This window comes from Photobacterium kagoshimensis, assembly GCF_050337045.1.
In the GTDB taxonomy this organism is placed as follows: Bacteria; Pseudomonadota; Gammaproteobacteria; order Enterobacterales; family Vibrionaceae; genus Photobacterium; species Photobacterium kagoshimensis.
In genome coordinates, this window is sequence record NZ_JAKJSO010000015.1 from 183,304 (window position 1) to 200,753 (window position 17,450).

Genomic DNA, 17,450 nt, shown 5'->3' on the forward strand with positions numbered 1-17,450 from the left:
TTTGTGGGAAAAAGATGACAGAACAACAGGTTTGGGACGACTTCATAGCACGTTGGCCGAGAGACAAGTTAGTAGAGCTGACACTAGAGCAATATGTATCAACCAACGATAACGATACGTTTACCTACTGGCTTGAGACAAGAACAAGCTCTTTGGGGTCTATCCGTGGTAATACGTCCGCTAAGTTTGGAATATATAAACGTGGTAGCGAAGCCAAAGAGCAAAGTGGTATACAGCACAATGAGGTGTATTCCTTTCGTACTCGTTATGGTGCTGATGAGCAAAGCGTTTTTAATTATGTTAAGCAAACCATTATTGCTATCGCTAATGCCGCTCATATTGGTGATTTAGAGTCTATAGAAAAGTTAGATTTCTCTTCACTGGTCAAATGGAAAATTGCTTTTCTATATCAAAATAGCCAATCACCTTCTCTTATCAATACCTTTTCGGAAAAAATGCTCAAGGTGTTGACGGGAGATAATGCTCAAGCATCTTACTCAACTATGTATCGCCAGCTGATTGAGCAAAAGGGTGAAATAGAGCTATTAGAATATGGTAAGCAGTGCTGGACGAAAGCAGAAGCGAAAATGAAGCAGAAAGAAAACCAACAGATCTTGGATAAGTTTCTACATATCCAGGCATTTTCTGCTGGGCTTGAGTCGTGGTCTGAAGAAATCGTGGATGCATTTTGTAACTTGATGACTGAGGCAAATAAACAAAAGCTTGATGTGTTCATCACTAATATGAGCAGTGGAGGTATGATTCGAATCGGCCGTAAAGAAAATAATGGCCAAAAGGCAACCTCTGTATTTGCTACTTTCGAACCGACTAACATAAAGATCAAATTTGAGCAGCGCTACCTGCATATGGAAAATTATTTTTGCGGTGAGCTAGATATTTCTTTAGTCCGAGGGATTGTTGAGTCAAAAGAAATGAGCGATTTCTCAAGTAAATATCCAATCACACGTAAACCGTATTGGCCGAATGCTTATTCCAACCTAGCAGACGATGAAACTATTGCTGAGGATCCTCTTGTGTCATATACAAATAACACTTCGCAAGACCAACCGCGTGCACCACTCAATCAGATTTTATATGGCCCACCGGGAACGGGTAAAACTTACCGCACAATGGAAGCTGCGGTAAGTGCGGCTTCACCTGAGTTTCGTTGGACTGAGCGCAGCGAGCTAAAAGCCGAGTATGAACGACTGGTTGCGGATAAACGCATCCGCTTTGTTACTTTCCATCAAAGCTATGGTTATGAAGCGTTTGTTGAAGGGCTTACCGCTGAAAGCGATGGCGAAGGGAACATTAGTTATGTAGTTAAGGATGGTGTCTTTAAGTCCATCAGTGATGCTGCATCAGCTAAACAAGTTTCTAAAAATAAGCTGATAAAAAATGACGCCCGCATTTGGCAGCTATCTATAGAAAGTAGTGGTTTTAGTGAGGTCAAAGAGCACTGTTTAACCTCTGATTTTGCGGCAATTGGTTGGGGGCATGTTGGTGATATGACCTCATCGCAACGCACGTTGGAGGATGATGAAGCCCTTGCAGCTGAAAGCAATCCGAATCAATCTACAATTCGGTCGTTTTGCAATCACATGTCTATAGGAGATATCGTATTTTGTGTCAGCGGGCAATGGACAATAGAAGCAATTGGTGTGGTTACTGGAGATTATAAGTATCAGTCACAAGGAGTAATGTACCGAACTGACTATAAGCATACTCGTCCAATAAAGTGGTTAGCGAAAGGGCTGGCGCTGAACGTCTATGATCTAAACTGCAATACACGTCTGCCAATTAAAACTTGTAGCGAGTTAACCAGATTTACACTGGCTGAACTATTGATTTTCTTGGATGAGAGCGGTATTAGATTAGACGGTGATGAACAAGAAAATGAAAACTGTGTGTTGGTAATTGATGAGATTAATCGTGGTAATATCTCAAAAATTTTTGGTGAGCTGATCACATTGATCGAGCCATCAAAGCGGAAAGGAGCGCAAGAGGCATTGGAGGTATCCCTTCCGTTTTCTGGCAAGCCCTTTTCTGTTCCAAATAACCTGCACATCATTGGCACCATGAACACCGCAGACCGTTCGCTGACAATGATGGATACCGCACTGCGCCGTCGCTTTGATTTTACAGAGATGATGCCAATCCCTGAGCTTTTGAGAGGGAAGGATGTTTGTGGCATTAATCTGAGCGAGCTGCTTGAGACAATGAACCAACGTATCACCGTTCTTCTGGACCGTGAGCATACTCTCGGCCATGCGTTCTTCTTTCCTGCTTACAATGCGGCAAAAGCGGGCGATCAGAAGAAAGCGTTTGAAGAGCTGCAATCAGCATTTAAGAATAAGATCATTCCACTGCTTCAGGAATACTTCTTTGAAGACTGGAACAAGATCCGTTTGGTTCTTGGTGATAATCAAAAAGATGAGTCACTGTGTTTTGTGGAAGAGACTCAGCAGAACTATTCAGCTCTGTTTGGCGGAAATCATGGCCTAGATATCTATGAAGACAGCGTAGCGCAGTTCTCACTGGCCAGTTTTGAGGGGAGTGACACGGTTTGGGATAAGCCTGAAGCTTATAGCACTATTTACAGTCCCGCGGGTAAGCTAAGTCAAACATCAGCACAGATAGACGCGGAACAGTAATGCGTAACTCCACCATTAACCTGTTCGAATACGACTGCATAAGCTGTGATGAGGCGGCAAAAACTCACGCGTGGGTGGTTCATATTCCCAAGGCTTGCTTTGAGTATCTTAAACGCCTGTGTTTAGGGGAAGGGGAAGAGCGCTTGCTGCTTTCCCTGCGCCGCTGTGATGGAATGGAAGTACTGCAGGTACAAAATTACGCAGGCGTCATTGTGACGCCTGACGGTACTCAAATTGAAGTTTTGCCCAAAGTCGGTAGGGCAGCGGATGATAGAGATCAAGGTATTGTGTGCGCAAGGAACTCGTTACTGACAATGCTCAGAGCTTTGCGTGGTTATCAGCATATTCAAACGAGTACCGCGTCTATTAAAAGCGAGAAAATGCCATTGTTAGAGGTGTTTATCAGCCAGTTTCTGGGCTCGGTAAACACGCTGGTTAAGCGAGGCCTGCGCAGTGACTATTTTTCCCGGCAAGATAATCTGACTTATGCGAAAGGCAAGCTGCTGGTGGCAAAGCAGATTAGGCATAATTTGGTCAACAAACACAAGTTCTTTTGTGAATACGATGAATTTGTAAAAGATAGGCCCGCCAACCGTTTAGTACATGCAGCGCTTGCCAAGGTGAGTAAATACACCCGAAGTGCGGCTAATCAGAAGTTATTAGCTGAACTGGAATTTGTATTTGCAGATATTCCCAAAAGCCGAGACTCAAAACGGGATTTCAATAAGCTCAAGCTTGATAGAGGGATGGAGCACTACAAAACGCCTTTGAAATGGTGTGAACTGATTTTATCTGGCTTATCACCACAGTCGATGTCTGGTAAACACAGTGCGGTTTCGCTGTTATTCCCGATGGAACGGCTATTTGAAGATTACGTGGCCCATGTCCTAACCAAACAGTTAGCCCAAACACATCGGCATTTGCAGGTCACGGCTCAGGCGAAGGGCAAGCATTTAGCGGTCTACCAAGGGAAGGGGCATTTTGCGCTTCGTCCAGATTTGCTGATCAAACACGGTGAGCAGAACCTCTGCGTGCTAGATACCAAATGGAAGATGCTGGATAGCGAGGTGTATAATCAAAACATCGCTCAAGGCGACGTGTATCAGATGTTCGCTTATGCCAAAAAGTATCTAAACAGTGGTGTCGGTAAAGACGTGATTTTGATATATCCACAACAAGCGAATTTCATGACACCATTAGAATCTTGTTTTGATTTAGATGACGGCCATCGTTTGTGGGTTGTCCCCTTTGTTATTGCTTCAAACAATGACAGTCGCCTGTTGCTTCCTGATGAGTGCAAGCCTTGGCTGCATGAATAGACTATATGCAATAGCCCTTATAATGAACAGCCCACTCGATTGGTGGGCTGGGTCCGCTAAAATAGGCGCTGTTGCCCTTTGCTAGTTTGGCTATGAGTATCTGTAAATTGGTAGCGATTGAACTCTTCTAAATACTCATCAAACTCGAAGTCATCTTCTTTGATAGCAGCCGTGAAGTCACTTATCCAATTACCGCAGGTGGTTTGATACGAGTGAGTATGATTTTCTCGTAACATTCCTTTTGGACTGCTAGCGAGATCAGTTAATACATTTAACGCAGCATAACCATTCTGTCCTAGCTCATCAAAATAGCACTCTGTTAAACGCTGCGTTTCTTTTTGAAAGGCCTGCCATACTTTCATTTTGCCTGTATCATCAGCCATTGGTTTCTTTTGCTTAAATACTTTGCAAGTGAGAGCCAGCATTTTGTCTTTGGGGACATAATATTTTTTGATTTGCTTCAGCTGGCCGATGAACTGCGTTTGTAGCTTGGCTATATCGTCAAAATTCTCGATAAATTTAGATCGTATCTCTGTAGCGCCGTGATTATGTGTAAAGCTGATCTCAACACTTTTGGAACCAAAAATAACGCCATTCATACAGATGTGGCGGCAAAAACCAATTTCGTAGCTGAGCTTTTTTGTTTTGTTATAGCTATTGGTTACGCGTAAAAATGGTGTCCAACTATCTTGGTTAAAACACTCAAAGTTAGAAGAGTCATGGACAAGATCGATGTGGCAATATGAACGTGTTTTAGGCATTACAATGTTAAACACTTTCATATCGCTGAATTGAATACCTGAAAACACCCGCTCAAAAATAGGCTTTGCTTGATCAACGGCTTCTTTGTTGGTGATCAGATTATAACCATTCGTAACTATGGTAAAAATTTTGCCGCTTTCAGTATCGATCACAGCTTTAAAATCGTTGATTTGTTGATATTTGTTTTTCTCACTCTCAATTTTTAGTCCGATTCCTCTAAATTCCACAGGGAAGTAAGCCGGCCGTATATCGACGGTTTTCAGTTTTTTGGTCATTGACGAAAAGCAATTTCTTTGGTGAATGAGTTACTAGTATATCCGTATGTGGTATTATGTCGAATCAATTATTTTGTTAGCCTGAAAATCAACAATAGACACAATTGGTCCATCCCTGTTACTTAATTAGTTTTTCTTAGGAGGGGAGGATTATCACTGTGTCAGCTGGTTTTGATAGGGCTACGAGCATTCTGATATCTACTGAATAATACGAGAGTAAATCAAAGCATGAGCTCACCTGTTGCGATAAAAAAAATATCTATTTCTAGTTGGTTAGAGCAGTTTTTGCAATCACGATCAGAGCGCCGCCAGCAAGCTGTTCCTCTCTATCAATACCACATTACTAATGAAGAGTACTGTTCGCTAAAACAGCTGCTGATCGATAGCTGTCAATTTGGCATTAATGCTGCGTTTACTCGTGAGTGGTGTGGGGTATTCACATTATATTGTTCTGAGTGGTTTCGTCGTGAATATAGTCGTGAATGGAGTTGGCAGCCAATTTTTGACAAGCTTTCATTTGAACTTACACCGCAACAAATTAGCGATGTGGTAAGCCGTGGCTTACAAAGCTATTGGGGCCGACCGTTATCAAAGTACAGCTCAGAAAGAAATGATTACTTAGGATCTGTATTTCGTGAAGGCGGTTTGCCTTCCAATTTGTTGTCTAGTGACACTAATAACTACCAAATAGCTTTTTATTCTATTTTCGAAAACTATCAGGATGCAAAAGAGCTTGGGAGTGGCGCAATAGCGCAGTTGATTAAGCACAAGATTCTTCGACTGCCTGAAACGTTGCAGGGGCAAGAATCAATCGATCTGATTGCCAGTATGGTCGATCAGCTTGATAAATTAGTTTATCAATTTGGTTTAGATAGCCAACCCAATCCCGCGCAATACCTAGATTCTCAATTCCCTCGTTGGCGAGAGACTTTCCCTTTGCCCCTGGAAGATTCTACAGGTTTGGCATTTTTGAGCCAATTGCTGACTTGTGCATCAGATGAAGTACGTAAGGTAGCCAAAGTTAGAAAACAGCTGAGCTGCAAACACTACTTATCTTTTTCTAATCAGGCTGTGTCTACACGTATATCGCTACCTCATCGCTGTCAATTTGAATTACCCAAGCAGCAATTGAGTAGTAGCCGCCTAGAGTTGGCCGTTTTTGAAGGTGAAAACCAAGTTGCGTCTTTAGGTACTGGCTATGCGCAATTTGAAGGGGAGCAAACGCACGTAAGAATGCGTAACCACAAGGTGTTAGTACGTCGCGAAAATCCAGATAGTGAACTGTATATTGTTGCTATGCAGGCTGGCCGTAAGTTGGCTGAAATTCGCCTAGCTGCAAGTGCGGTAGATGTTGGGGATACACCGCTAACCTTGGTAAGTGAAGGTGAACAATGGCGTGTAGTTGGGCAGGCGTCGATAAGTGTAAAACAGCAACGCGTGGGAGTGTTATTACCAACTTCAGCGAAAATCAATGTTATTAATGGTGATATATTTGAAACGAAATTATGTTTTTCCAATTTGGCATTAAAAGAGCTGGAAGGGCGTTGCGAAGTCATTTTAAACGGTGAAGAGCGGTATGTTATATCCACAGGCTCGGAAAGCTTTCTAGGTGCAAACCTAATTCTTGGTGGGGAGCAGCTTCTTTGGAAGTCTTCTCCTGCGTTGGTTTTTAAAGGCGTTCCTAAAGTATGTCGCGATCATGGTTGTGATATGAACAACTTAGCGGGTTTACAGACTTACCTAGGGAATACTGAGGCTAGTTTAATCAGCCAGTCTGAAGTAAATGGCAGGCAGCTTTTGAGTGTAAGAAACTCTGAAGGCTTGGTTTTGCTGAGAAAGCGAGTGGGTATTTTACCTAACGATTTTGATATCGTGATACAAAGTGGTAAGACGCCGAATGAAGGTGTTGTTAAGGTGATTACTGCTTCGCCTTGTGTTTGCCGCGTTATTTCTAAAAACGTAACAGTAGATGCAATTAATAAGGAGCCTGGTGCTACTGTAATTCAAATTTCTGCTATTTCGGCACCTCCTGCGACGGTTTCTCTTCAAGTTCGCGCAAGTGTGCTTTCAGAGCCGATTGATATTGAGGTTCCTTTTCCTTCCCGTGGTGCAATTGCTTATAACGCTAAAGGTAGGATACTCGCAAGTGAATTGACTATCGATAGCCTACTTGGCAGTCGACTGCATTTGTTTTCTCCACGCGGAATACCTGCGGAGTTTCAAATTGAAGCAATTGCCCCTCATCAGCGTGGTCGTTCATCTAAATTACCTTATTTTCGCTGGCACTACCGGGTCACGGATAAGCCAGTAGAAGTCAGCTTATATGGTTTGAAAGACGCATTGCTAGAGCTACTTTCACTCACTGAACAATTGGACGGTGAAGTTGAACTTGTTGTGACTGGCCCAGGAAAGTCGTTGCGCTTTTCTGTCAGCCATTATTCTACAACGCTTGAACATAACAGAGTGGATAATACGGTGTTTGTCCGTTCACAAGCCTTGTTGTCGTCTGAGAAAGTAAAACCTGTGCTTATGTCACTTTCTGCGCCAGAGCAAAAGCCAATGCCGCTGATAAGCAGAGAAAGTGAAGGGGTGGTAACGGGCGAATATGAGTTGCCATCATTTATTTCAGAACTTGGCCGTGGGCCATGGCTTATCGTGCCAGATAAGTTGTCTGACGTTGCGTTTCGTGCAAAATTCATTGCAGCTATAGAGGGGGATTGCAATGTCGATGAAGTTAATACTTTGCAAAAGGCATCTATGGTTTATCACCCGAGGTTCCAACCAGATGTGATCGCTGATGTACTCAAGCAAATGCGTGCAAGTTGGGCACACACAAGCTGGCAATACATGAAAGAAACTTATGGAAACTATTCACATTTACCTCTTTCAACCTTTGAAGTATGGCGTCATTTAGTTCGCGATAATCGCGCTTTGGCTGTTGCCGTTTTCAAGTTTGAGTGTGATGACAAATTTATCTCTCATCTTGAAAGTGAGTTACCTGTATTTTGGGAGTTTATCTCTATTGATGATTGGTTCCATGCTGCTAGTTTAATGAGAAAGGCGTTATCAGCCGCGGGTTTGCCGGATCAAGTGGTTGAGCAAGTGAGCGCTACGCAAATAGACAAATTAGCCCTCGCAATTCCGGCTTTGAGTGAAACTGTTGCTGGATATTTAAAATCGGGCATAAAACCACAGGCTTTCCCTGCACCAATGATGAGTGTTATGGCCCAAGGTTGGTACCAAGATTTACTACGTCAACACAGTGAAGACAATAGCTGGCCAACTGAGTACGGTAATGAAATTAAGCTCTGGTGTCTTAATTTAAAGCTGTCGCCAGTTGACCTAACTGTTAACGCAGGCTTTCAAACGGGTGTGGTTTATTTGCCGCTATTTACGGCTGCAATGGCTTCGAATCGTATTCCAAGTGATATATCTGACCTTATACCAACGGATGCAATCTTCCATTTTCGCAAATTAAGAGATTTTGACCGCGAATGGTTTGAGCCATTATATCGTTGTTTTATCGCCTATTTTGCCAATAATGCTTGAGTAAGGACTTTTCAATGACACGCTATTTTTCTGAATTAGTCGAGCAATCTATTTCTCGAGCGCAAGAATCAACACTGAGTGTGTTAGGGATAACTAACCCCGCCTTGCGTACACATCTTAGTCAGCAAATGTCAGCAAATTGCGGTGAAGGTGAAGCTTTTCTTGCTCCGCCTTTATTTGAACATACGTTTGGTTGGGAGTTTGCAGATCCCACGTTCGAAGAGCTAAAAGGTTCACTATTATCTGAGGCAGTAGTAAATGCTCTGGATGATGAGTCGAATGGTCGCTATCGGTTTGAAGCGCGATTCAATCCGTTTAAACACCAACTGGAAGCATGGAATACGCTATTAGCAGATGAAGCGCAATCTGCGATTGTTACTTCGGGGACGGGGTCAGGTAAGACGGAATGTTTTATGGTGCCTGTTCTGGAAGACCTTTATCGTGAGTATCGGCAAAAAAGATCACCGTTAGTAGGCGTAAGAGCTTTATTCCTTTATCCGCTAAATGCGTTGATTAATTCTCAGCAAGAACGTCTTGATGCCTGGACGCAGCATTTTGATGAGGGTATTCGTTACTGTTTGTACAATGGCAACACAGAGAATAGTGAGAAGAAAGTACGTAAAGCCCAGATGGAACGGCCAAATGAGGTAATGTCACGAGAGCTGATGCGTAAAGCGCCAGCTCCAATTTTAGTGACCAATGGCACCATGCTTGAGTATATGTTGGTTAGGCAGGTGGATGCACCAATCATTGAGCGGTCACGGCAAGAAAAGTCACTACGCTGGATTGTGTTAGATGAAGCGCATACTTATGTTGGCTCTCAGGCCGCTGAGTTATCACTTCAGCTTAGACGCGTTTTGCAAGCATTTGGCGTGGAAGCGAAGAATGTACGGTTTGTTGCTACATCGGCAACCATTGCTGGAGCTGATGCAAACGAGCAGCTCAAACATTATTTAGCCGATTTGGCGGGTGTATCAACAGATCAAGTTAAAGTGATTGATGGCCGTCGTGTGATCCCTGACGTGGATTTTATTGATGGCGATGAGTCTTCACTAGAACAGTTGGAACTGATTGAACCTAAGGGTGAAGCAGATAAAAAAGGTAAGAAGAAAGCTGATCCTGAAGTATCAGCGGCGCGTTTCCATGCTATCCAATCTTCAACACTTGCTCATGCTATACGTGATGTGGTTGTGAATAGTAAAAAACCGTTAACGCTTCTTGAAATAAATCATCAGGTCAGCGTTCAGTTAAATCAGCGTTTACTGCCTCAAAGTGAGATGCTGCGATGGTTAGATTTACTTACAGGTACTAAACCGAACGTCTCTAAGGAGGCGTTTCTTAAAGTTCGAGCTCACTTTTTCCAGCGAATGACTAACGGTTTGTGGAGTTGTATCGATAAAAATTGCGCTTGTAAGAAAAACACAATACTAGAGGGTGGGTGGCCATTTGGCTATGTCTATACTGTGCAACGGCAAAAGTGTGATTGCGGTGCCCCCATTCTTGAATTGAGCTTTTGTACTGAGTGTAATGAACCGCACCTGATGGGGCGAGACAAAAAAGGTATGCTAGCACAATGGAATGGTAGTGCCGGGGATGAGTTTTCTTTGCAACATGAGTCGTTTGATGACGACGAACCTGCGGTACAAGACTTAGATGCAAGTTCAAGTCTACCCGAGATATTTGCATCAAAGCTCGATAAAGAGAGCTTCTATGCACAAACTAAAATTGGTGAAGATTGCAGAATTGCGACGCTAGAAAACAATGGCTACGAGTTAACCCATGATATCACCAGTGAACAAGTGTGTTGTGATTGTGGTTTCTCTGGTTTTAATGGCAGCTCTCCATTTAGGCGGGCGATGCTTGGCGCGCCTTTCTATATCGCTAATGTTGTACCTACTCTATTGGAGTATTGTCCTGATATTAGTGAGTCAGATAGTGCGTTGGGACCGCTATCTTTACCTGCTAGAGGACGTAGGCTGATCACTTTTACTGATAGCCGCCAGGGTACGGCACGTTTATCAGTTCGGATGCAACAAGAGGCTGAGCGTTCAATGCTCCGTGGCGCGGTTGTTGAAGTTTTACGTGAGAGGCAATTTGCTCAACCTGAAAACATTAATCAGCCCGTTGAAGGGGTTGATGCAGCTGCTTTGCTGGAGCAAGCAAAGATTCTCCGTGGAATGGGGATGAATGGTCCTGCGGAAGAGTTAGAAGCCAAAGCAAAGGAGCTAGAGTCAGGCACTTCGTCGCCTAAACTGGCAACGCTTACGTGGCAAAGCATGGTGTCTGAGCTTGCCAGTAAAAGTGATTTTAAGGGAGCAATGCTTCAATACAATCAGTACATGTCGCCAGAAGTATTTAAAAGTACGGATGGTAGTCTCAAACTTGCAGATTTGTTGTTGTTCCGAGAGTTTGCTCGACGACCTAAAAGACAAAACAGCTCGGAAACACAAGGCTTGATAAGTATTGATTATCTTGGTCTGAAAAACATAAAGCGTAGCCCGAAACGTTGGGAAGAGTTTGGTTTAACGTTACAAGACTGGCTTGATTTTATTAGAGTGTCGTTAGACTTCTATGTGAGAGAAAATAGCTTTTTGCGCATTGAAGAAGATGGATGGCGTAAATGGGTAGGTAGCCGCTTTTCTTCTAAAGATCTGATCCCTCCCAGCTCGGAAGAAAATGATGAAATGCGCATCAAAAAGTGGCCACAGATTCGAGGGGTAGTTCTTAATCGTTTAGCGAAACTGCTAGTGCTTGGCTCCGGAGTGGATGTAGAAACCAATTATGGAAAAGACATTGTTAATGACTGGCTGAGGTTAGCTTGGTTAGACTTGACCGATAATGCAAAAATTCTAAAATCCGACAACAAAAAATTCGCGTTAAATCGTGAAAGTATTGTGTTTTCACTGTCAGAAAAAGCTTACGTCTGTCCAGTAACTAACAAGTTATTGTCATGCGCATTTAAAGGGTTTACCCCTTATTTACCTCGGAAAATTGATGATGTCGACGCCTATCGATGTGAAGAGGTCGCGCTTCCTCATATCTGGGAGTTTGAAGCCGATCAGTTAGATTATCAAAAAGCCTTGACTAAGATCCGCACGCAAGTAAAAGAAGACCATAAAGTAACGAGATTACGTGAAAGAAACCTGTGGACGGATATCAATGACAGAGCTGTCGAAGGTGGTTTGTATTACCGTACAGCTGAACACTCAGCACAGCAAAGTGCCGAACGGCTAAATGATTACGAAGATCTGTTTAAGAAAGGCAAGATCAACGTTCTTAATTGTTCTACCACAATGGAAATGGGTGTAGATATCGGCGGTATTACCGCTGTTGTTATGAACAATGTGCCACCACACCCTGCTAATTACTTACAGCGGGCTGGTCGTGCTGGTCGTAGCAAAGAATCTCGTGCGATTTCCTATACCTTGTGTAAGGGTAATCCGCATGATCAGCAGGTTTTTGCCAACCCCAAGTGGCCATTTGTGACGCAAATTCCAGCGCCATATGTCGCATTTAATTCGGATCGACTTGTCCAACGGCATGTAAATTCGTTGCTTCTATCCCTGTTTTTGAAGCACTCAATTGGCACGACCACGACTGAGAAAACGTCGCTAAATTTAGAGTGGTTCTACCTGCCACAAGGCGATTCAGTGTGTGACCATTTTCTTGCATGGTTAAGCTGTGATAGCCATGAGTGGGATAGTGATGTGTCGTCATTAGTTAGAGGGACGGTACTGGCGAATAGTCAACCGAACCTACTGCGTCAGCAAGCTTGTACCTCGATTGCTCAGCTTAAAGATAAATGGTTTAAGGAATATCACTATTTAGAGAGAGAGTTAAAAACGGCTGGTGTAGATACTCCCTATGCGTACAGACTTGGCATCGAGAAAATTCGCTTAGGTAAAGAGTATTTATTACGGGAGTTAGCATCTAAGGCGTTTTTACCGGGCTATGGTTTCCCAACAGATGTGGTGAACTTTGACAATAACAATGTTGAAGATTTTATGAGGGAAAAAGAACGTAAACGTACCAAAAAAGAAGAACGTGAAGATAACGTTTCTCGTTTCCGAGGCTTACCAAGCCGTAACTTGGCGGTCGCGATACGAGAATATGCACCAGGAGCAGAAATTGTACTCGATGGTCGCGTTTTCCGTTCCGGTGGTGTTGCCCTTCATTGGCATAACGTATCAGATACAGGAGCAACCGAAGCCCAGAAATTTGACTTAGCGTGGCGATGCGACTGCTGTGGTCAAACCGGCTATGAGACTGAAGTTTCCGCTGCCTCTTTAGATATGAACTGTACGAATCCTAACTGCGGCGCTCCAATCAAGAAGCGTCATATTAGGCAAGTGCTTCAGCCTACAGGTTTTGCTACCGATTTCTATTATTCACCAACTAATGATATTTCAATGCAGAAGTTTATACCGGTAGAGTCTGCTTGGGTTTCCGCTGGTAAAGCAAATCCGATTCCGTTGCCAAATAGTAATATGGGGTACATGCTATCCACAACGGAAGGGACGGTTTTCAATCATACTTCTGGTGCAAACGGTACGGGTTATGCGTTGTGTTTGTGCTGCGGTCGCGCTGAATCTTTGACCCGAAATGGTGATTATCCTAAGGAACTGAACCCAAATGATCCTCACAGGCCATTAAAAGCGGCGAAAAAAGACAAAACCGGTGAAGGGAAAGTCGCGTGTGATGGTTCGGGTACTTTGATGAAAGACATCCACCTTGGTTGCCATGCTAAGACTGATGTATTTGAACTTGTGCTTAAACACCCAATTAGCAATGAATATATTCCCGATAGTACGGATGGAAGAGTTATCGCGACGACGCTTTCTGTTGCATTACGATCAGCGTTGGCCGAAGCATTGGGGATATCAACTTCAGAATTAGGCTATGCAGTGCGACCAGCAATCGTAGAAAATGGTATCCCAGCAATGGCCATTCAAATTTACGATTCGATTTCTGGTGGTGCGGGCTTTGCTAGCTCGGCTAATCGCCACATACAAAGCTTGCTCACCAAAATGTGTACTAACCTTCAATGCGACAAATGTGATAGTGGTTGTAGTGAATGTTTACTGGAATCGGATACCCGCCATGATGTTGATCTCATAGATAGTGCTATTGCATCTACTTGGTTAGGCAAAGCGTTTTTAATGTTTAATCAGTTACCGAAAGAACTGGCGGCTTTTGTTGGTGGTGAGTATCAACCAACATCAATAGCGTTGACGTTACGTAATGAGATAAATCATGGCGCAAGCAGTATTATTCTTTGGCTAAGTGATAACGTAGCAGAATGGGATCTTACTCACCCGAACTTCAAACGTGCGATCATTACTTATCTGTCATCGGATAACTTGAATGTTACTTTAGTCGTGCCACAAAAAGATTTGGAACACGATGTTCAGGAAGAGCTTTGGTTGCTGCAGAAGATGGGCGTAATATTAGCTATAGGCCAGTGCAGTAAATCTCAGGTTGCGGTTCAAGTTATTAAAGCTGATAAGGTTGTTACAGTGGCTACATCTGAGAGCCTAAATATGTGCCCTGGTGTAAATTGGCATTGTGCAAACGGGATTGTTGTTTTGTCTCAAGTAGAGCCTAAACAGGTAACGTCATGTTTCGATATTACCTTTGACTATCAAAATAATAGTATTAATGATTCGATAGAGGTAGATCGCCAACTAAACGGGAAGCTAACCAACTTTGGTGATGCATTTTGGATGACGTTATTTAAACGAGATCAAGCTTTGTTGAAATTACTTAGCAATAATGAATTAATATCGATTAGCTACAGCGACCGTTATATTCAAAGCCCCTCATCATTACTTTTGATTGGCCAACTTATTAGCGCCCTTTGCAAAGTAAAAAAAGAGGTTTCTTCTATTACGATAGAGACGCTTTATCATGAAAAAGATCGTTCAGGGAGAATGCTTCATCATGATTGGCAGAATAAGGATGATTTTTCTAATGCTTACGAAGTGTGGCTTGAGCATAAAACATCGATTAAGCCAAAATTTGTGTGCCATAGTAAAAGAAGCGATATAGCACATAGGCGTTTAATAACGTTATTGTTTGCATCTGGTAGGGTTGTCCAGCTTAAGCTAGATCAAGGTGTTGGTTATTGGCTGCTTAGTGACCCGTACACTATATATTCAACTGTAAAATATGATTTTAACTCGGATCTACAGAACCAACTTGGTTTGTTGTCGAGTTTGGAGCGAGATTTATCAGTTAAAAATAGTGAAAGTTGGTCTACAGATATTACTTATCAGGAAAGGTAATACGTATATGCACTCATTGTTTTGAGTGCATATAAATAGCGAATGTAACTTGAGGTCGATTTATGAGGCTTGATTTAGATACTAGTGAGTTGCACTCATCAAATGGTGAATTATTAGCTGAGTTTGATGGCTATGTGCATAATAATTGGGATGCATTATCTTGGACAAAAAGTGAATTTGTTAGGTTTTGTGGCGTGTGCCAAAAAGAAGTGCTGAATATTACCAGTTTTAGTGAGCCCCAAATTAAAGCTTTATTGCAATTAAAGCCTGATGTTTGCATTTATTTTGATGAGAATAAGCTGTGTGAATCTATCGAAGTAGTTGGTGACTTTGAAGAAAACGTTGAGAAGTGTCATTCCTGCAATAATGACAATGCTCCCGTTATTGTCGCAGCTCGCGATCTTGAGGCGATGACGCGAGCGGAGCAAATGGGCTATAAGCTGGCAATTGTTGCTGTTGATATACTGACTGCACCGTCAAGGACTGTAAGGTTAAGTAAAAATATGTGTGGGGGATATGAAGTATCTTCTGTATTTGAAGAAAATAGTTCTGAAGTTGATACTATTACTCCTCATATTGATAGCGTTGCTGAATGTATGCTGGTTAAGTTGGCTGGGTCGTCATTATCTGAGGTTAATAAAACAACCAATAGTCAGCTTTTAATTAACAGTTACCATCCATTTTTAGCATATATCATCCCTCCTGAAATAAAGGATGGAACACGTGTTTATTTAACTGATATTATAGACAATATAGCGGATGAACGTTGGCCTGAAAATTATCAACCTCGTTTGAATTCAGGGTACGCAATGTATGTTGGAAATACTCTTCTTCTCGAAAATCCACATCCTATTGAATTAGACTGAATAAGTAAGGAATTATATTGGTAACTACTATGGCATTAAAAGCATCAACGGAAATGTTATTCTTTATTGGAGATATTCACGGCCAGAATGACAAATTGGATAGCCTTCTTATTGAAGCTGACTTTTTGTATGAAGATAGGGCGTTGAGTAGTTATGCTCACAGTCAAATTGTTTTTCTTGGTGATTTGATTGATAACAAGCTAGGGAATGGCGCTGAGCATATTGCCACGTTACAAAAGGTAAAGGCGTTAGTTGATGCTGGTGATGCATTCTGTGTAATGGGAAATCATGAGTTTAATGCGATTGGTTGGATGCTACAAAAAGCGAATGGTGAGTATTGTCGGAGCCACACTAAAGCTGGCAATGTAAAGCAGCATCAGTTGTTTTTAGATCAGGTTGTAGAAAATAGCGAAGAACATCACTATTGGGTTAATTGGTTTAAATCTTTACCTCTTCTACTTGATTTCGAAACGGTAAGGTGTATTCATGCTTGTTGGGATCAAGATTCCGTAGATAAACTAAAACCGTACCTGAATGCTGATAATTCATTGAAAGATGAATATTGGTATGATGCTTTTGATTCTTCACACGAGCTTTATCAGCTGTGTGAAACCTTATTAAAAGGCCCTGAAATTGAGCTACCTGAGGGCTATTCGTTTAATGATAAGAATGGTGTTGAACGTCGTCACCTCCGTGTGGGTTGGTGGAAATCTTATGCTGAAACTTATCAGCAAATCGGTATTGTTCAACCTAGCGAGCGCAAGCATATCCCTGACTTACCGTTGCCATCTGAGTTGCAAGGTAAAAACATTGAAGTTCCAGTAGTGGTTGGTCATTATACGTTACCACCCCCACCGAATACGTTACCAAAACCGCTAAGCGAAAGTGTTATATGTGTCGACTATAACGCAGCTAGCAAAGATGGTAAGTTAGTCGGTTATTTTATGTCGCTAGACGATGACGAAGATGAGCTTTCAACAAGGGTCTCAGAAGAAAATTTTGTGTTTTGCGATGCGCCTGATATTAGTAGTCATATAGATTTTGGCACTTTTGAAATAATGGCGTCCTATATTGATAGCTTGGCTCATTTGAATAATGAGCCTTCAGAAGTAACTGAAAAATTGGCTATTCATGTCCAGAATACCTTGCTTGTTGATTGGGATCCGTTATACGTGGGTAGTTGTGAGGAATTAGCCGATGAATATGATGCATATGTGAATGATGCAATTACATTAATTCAAGCAGAAAAGCCTAAAGAGTTAGCCGCATATTTATTTATTGCTGAAACGATCATTATTGGTAAAGATGCCAGTAACCATGTCCGTACCAAATGCCAGCGTATTGCCCATGAGCTAGTTTGTGAGTGGAAAAGCTTGAATAATGTAGTCGGTGGAAAGTGAGTCATTATCAAGCCCGAAAAGAACAAGCGCGCTTGTTACGTTTAACGTGTCAAGAAGAGAGCTTAGTTAATTATGGTACACATGATGCGAAAGAGGCGGTTAAGCTGTGTCTAGAGCGTGATTTTCCACGGAAAGAGGTGTATCACAAAGGGCATGATCTTATTGTATGTCACCCGATAAATGAGCTTCTGACGCTACGTGTGTATCATGATGGTGAGATAGCTGTTCCTGATCGTGGCACGTTTCCTAATTATCAGCAATGGCTAACTTGGTACAAAGGAAATAGCGGGAATCTGGCGAATAATGAGCGATAACTTTATTTTAAATTTATAGCCCTTTTA

Annotated in this window: 8 protein-coding genes; 7 read left to right on the forward strand and 1 reads right to left on the reverse strand. The window is 42.3% G+C overall.

Features of this window, described 5'->3' with window-relative positions; all coding sequences use genetic code 11:
* Positions 1-14 precede the first annotated feature (14 nt).
* Complete coding sequence (locus L4C35_RS14285) at positions 15-2,654, forward strand: AAA family ATPase (RefSeq protein WP_428463509.1); 2,640 nt, start codon at positions 15-17, stop codon at positions 2,652-2,654.
* Complete coding sequence (locus L4C35_RS14290; protein ID WP_428463510.1) at positions 2,654-3,973, forward strand: McrC family protein; 1,320 nt, start codon at positions 2,654-2,656, stop codon at positions 3,971-3,973. The genes L4C35_RS14285 and L4C35_RS14290 overlap by 1 nt, the downstream gene beginning before the upstream one ends.
* 56 nt (positions 3,974-4,029) lie before the next feature.
* Here L4C35_RS14290 and L4C35_RS14295 read toward each other — a convergent pair whose 3' ends face one another.
* The gene (locus tag L4C35_RS14295) at positions 4,030-5,010 is read right to left on the reverse strand and encodes a DUF932 domain-containing protein (protein WP_428463511.1); all 981 of its coding nucleotides are present in this window, start codon (positions 5,008-5,010) and stop codon (positions 4,030-4,032) included.
* 228 nt (positions 5,011-5,238) lie between these two features.
* On the opposite strand from L4C35_RS14295, the gene L4C35_RS14300 reads away from it, so the two are divergent.
* From L4C35_RS14300 to L4C35_RS14320, 5 genes are all read left to right on the forward strand, one after another.
* The gene (locus L4C35_RS14300; protein WP_428463512.1) at positions 5,239-8,559 is read left to right on the forward strand and encodes an STY4851/ECs_5259 family protein; all 3,321 of its coding nucleotides are present in this window, start codon (positions 5,239-5,241) and stop codon (positions 8,557-8,559) included.
* Between the two features lie 14 nt (positions 8,560-8,573).
* On the forward strand, positions 8,574-14,843 hold the full coding sequence (locus L4C35_RS14305; protein WP_428463513.1) for a DEAD/DEAH box helicase: 6,270 nt from the start codon (positions 8,574-8,576) through the stop codon (positions 14,841-14,843).
* A 62-nt stretch (positions 14,844-14,905) separates the two neighbouring features.
* Positions 14,906-15,709, forward strand: coding sequence for a hypothetical protein (locus tag L4C35_RS14310; RefSeq protein WP_428463514.1), 804 nt, complete (start codon positions 14,906-14,908; stop codon positions 15,707-15,709).
* A gap of 29 nt (positions 15,710-15,738) precedes the next feature.
* Positions 15,739-17,109: a metallophosphoesterase gene (locus L4C35_RS14315; protein WP_428463515.1), complete on the forward strand. Its 1,371-nt coding sequence runs from the start codon at positions 15,739-15,741 to the stop codon at positions 17,107-17,109.
* Positions 17,106-17,423 carry a hypothetical protein gene (locus L4C35_RS14320; RefSeq protein ID WP_428463516.1) on the forward strand — a complete coding sequence of 106 codons (318 nt, stop codon included), beginning with the start codon at positions 17,106-17,108 and terminating at the stop codon, positions 17,421-17,423. Before L4C35_RS14315 ends, L4C35_RS14320 begins: the two co-directional genes overlap by 4 nt.
* The last annotated feature ends 27 nt before the right edge of the window (positions 17,424-17,450 follow it).

Bases quoted from the DNA above. Each gene is read 5' to 3' on its own strand.
- L4C35_RS14285 (WP_428463509.1), top strand. From the start codon at position 15: ATGACAGAACAACAGGTTTGGGACGACTTCATAGCACGTTGGCCGAGA.
- L4C35_RS14290 (WP_428463510.1), top strand. From the start codon at position 2,654: ATGCGTAACTCCACCATTAACCTGTTCGAATACGACTGCATAAGCTGT.
- L4C35_RS14295 (WP_428463511.1), bottom strand. From the start codon at position 5,010: ATGACCAAAAAACTGAAAACCGTCGATATACGGCCGGCTTACTTCCCT.
- L4C35_RS14300 (WP_428463512.1), top strand. From the start codon at position 5,239: ATGAGCTCACCTGTTGCGATAAAAAAAATATCTATTTCTAGTTGGTTA.
- L4C35_RS14305 (WP_428463513.1), top strand. From the start codon at position 8,574: ATGACACGCTATTTTTCTGAATTAGTCGAGCAATCTATTTCTCGAGCG.
- L4C35_RS14310 (WP_428463514.1), top strand. From the start codon at position 14,906: ATGAGGCTTGATTTAGATACTAGTGAGTTGCACTCATCAAATGGTGAA.
- L4C35_RS14315 (WP_428463515.1), top strand. From the start codon at position 15,739: ATGGCATTAAAAGCATCAACGGAAATGTTATTCTTTATTGGAGATATT.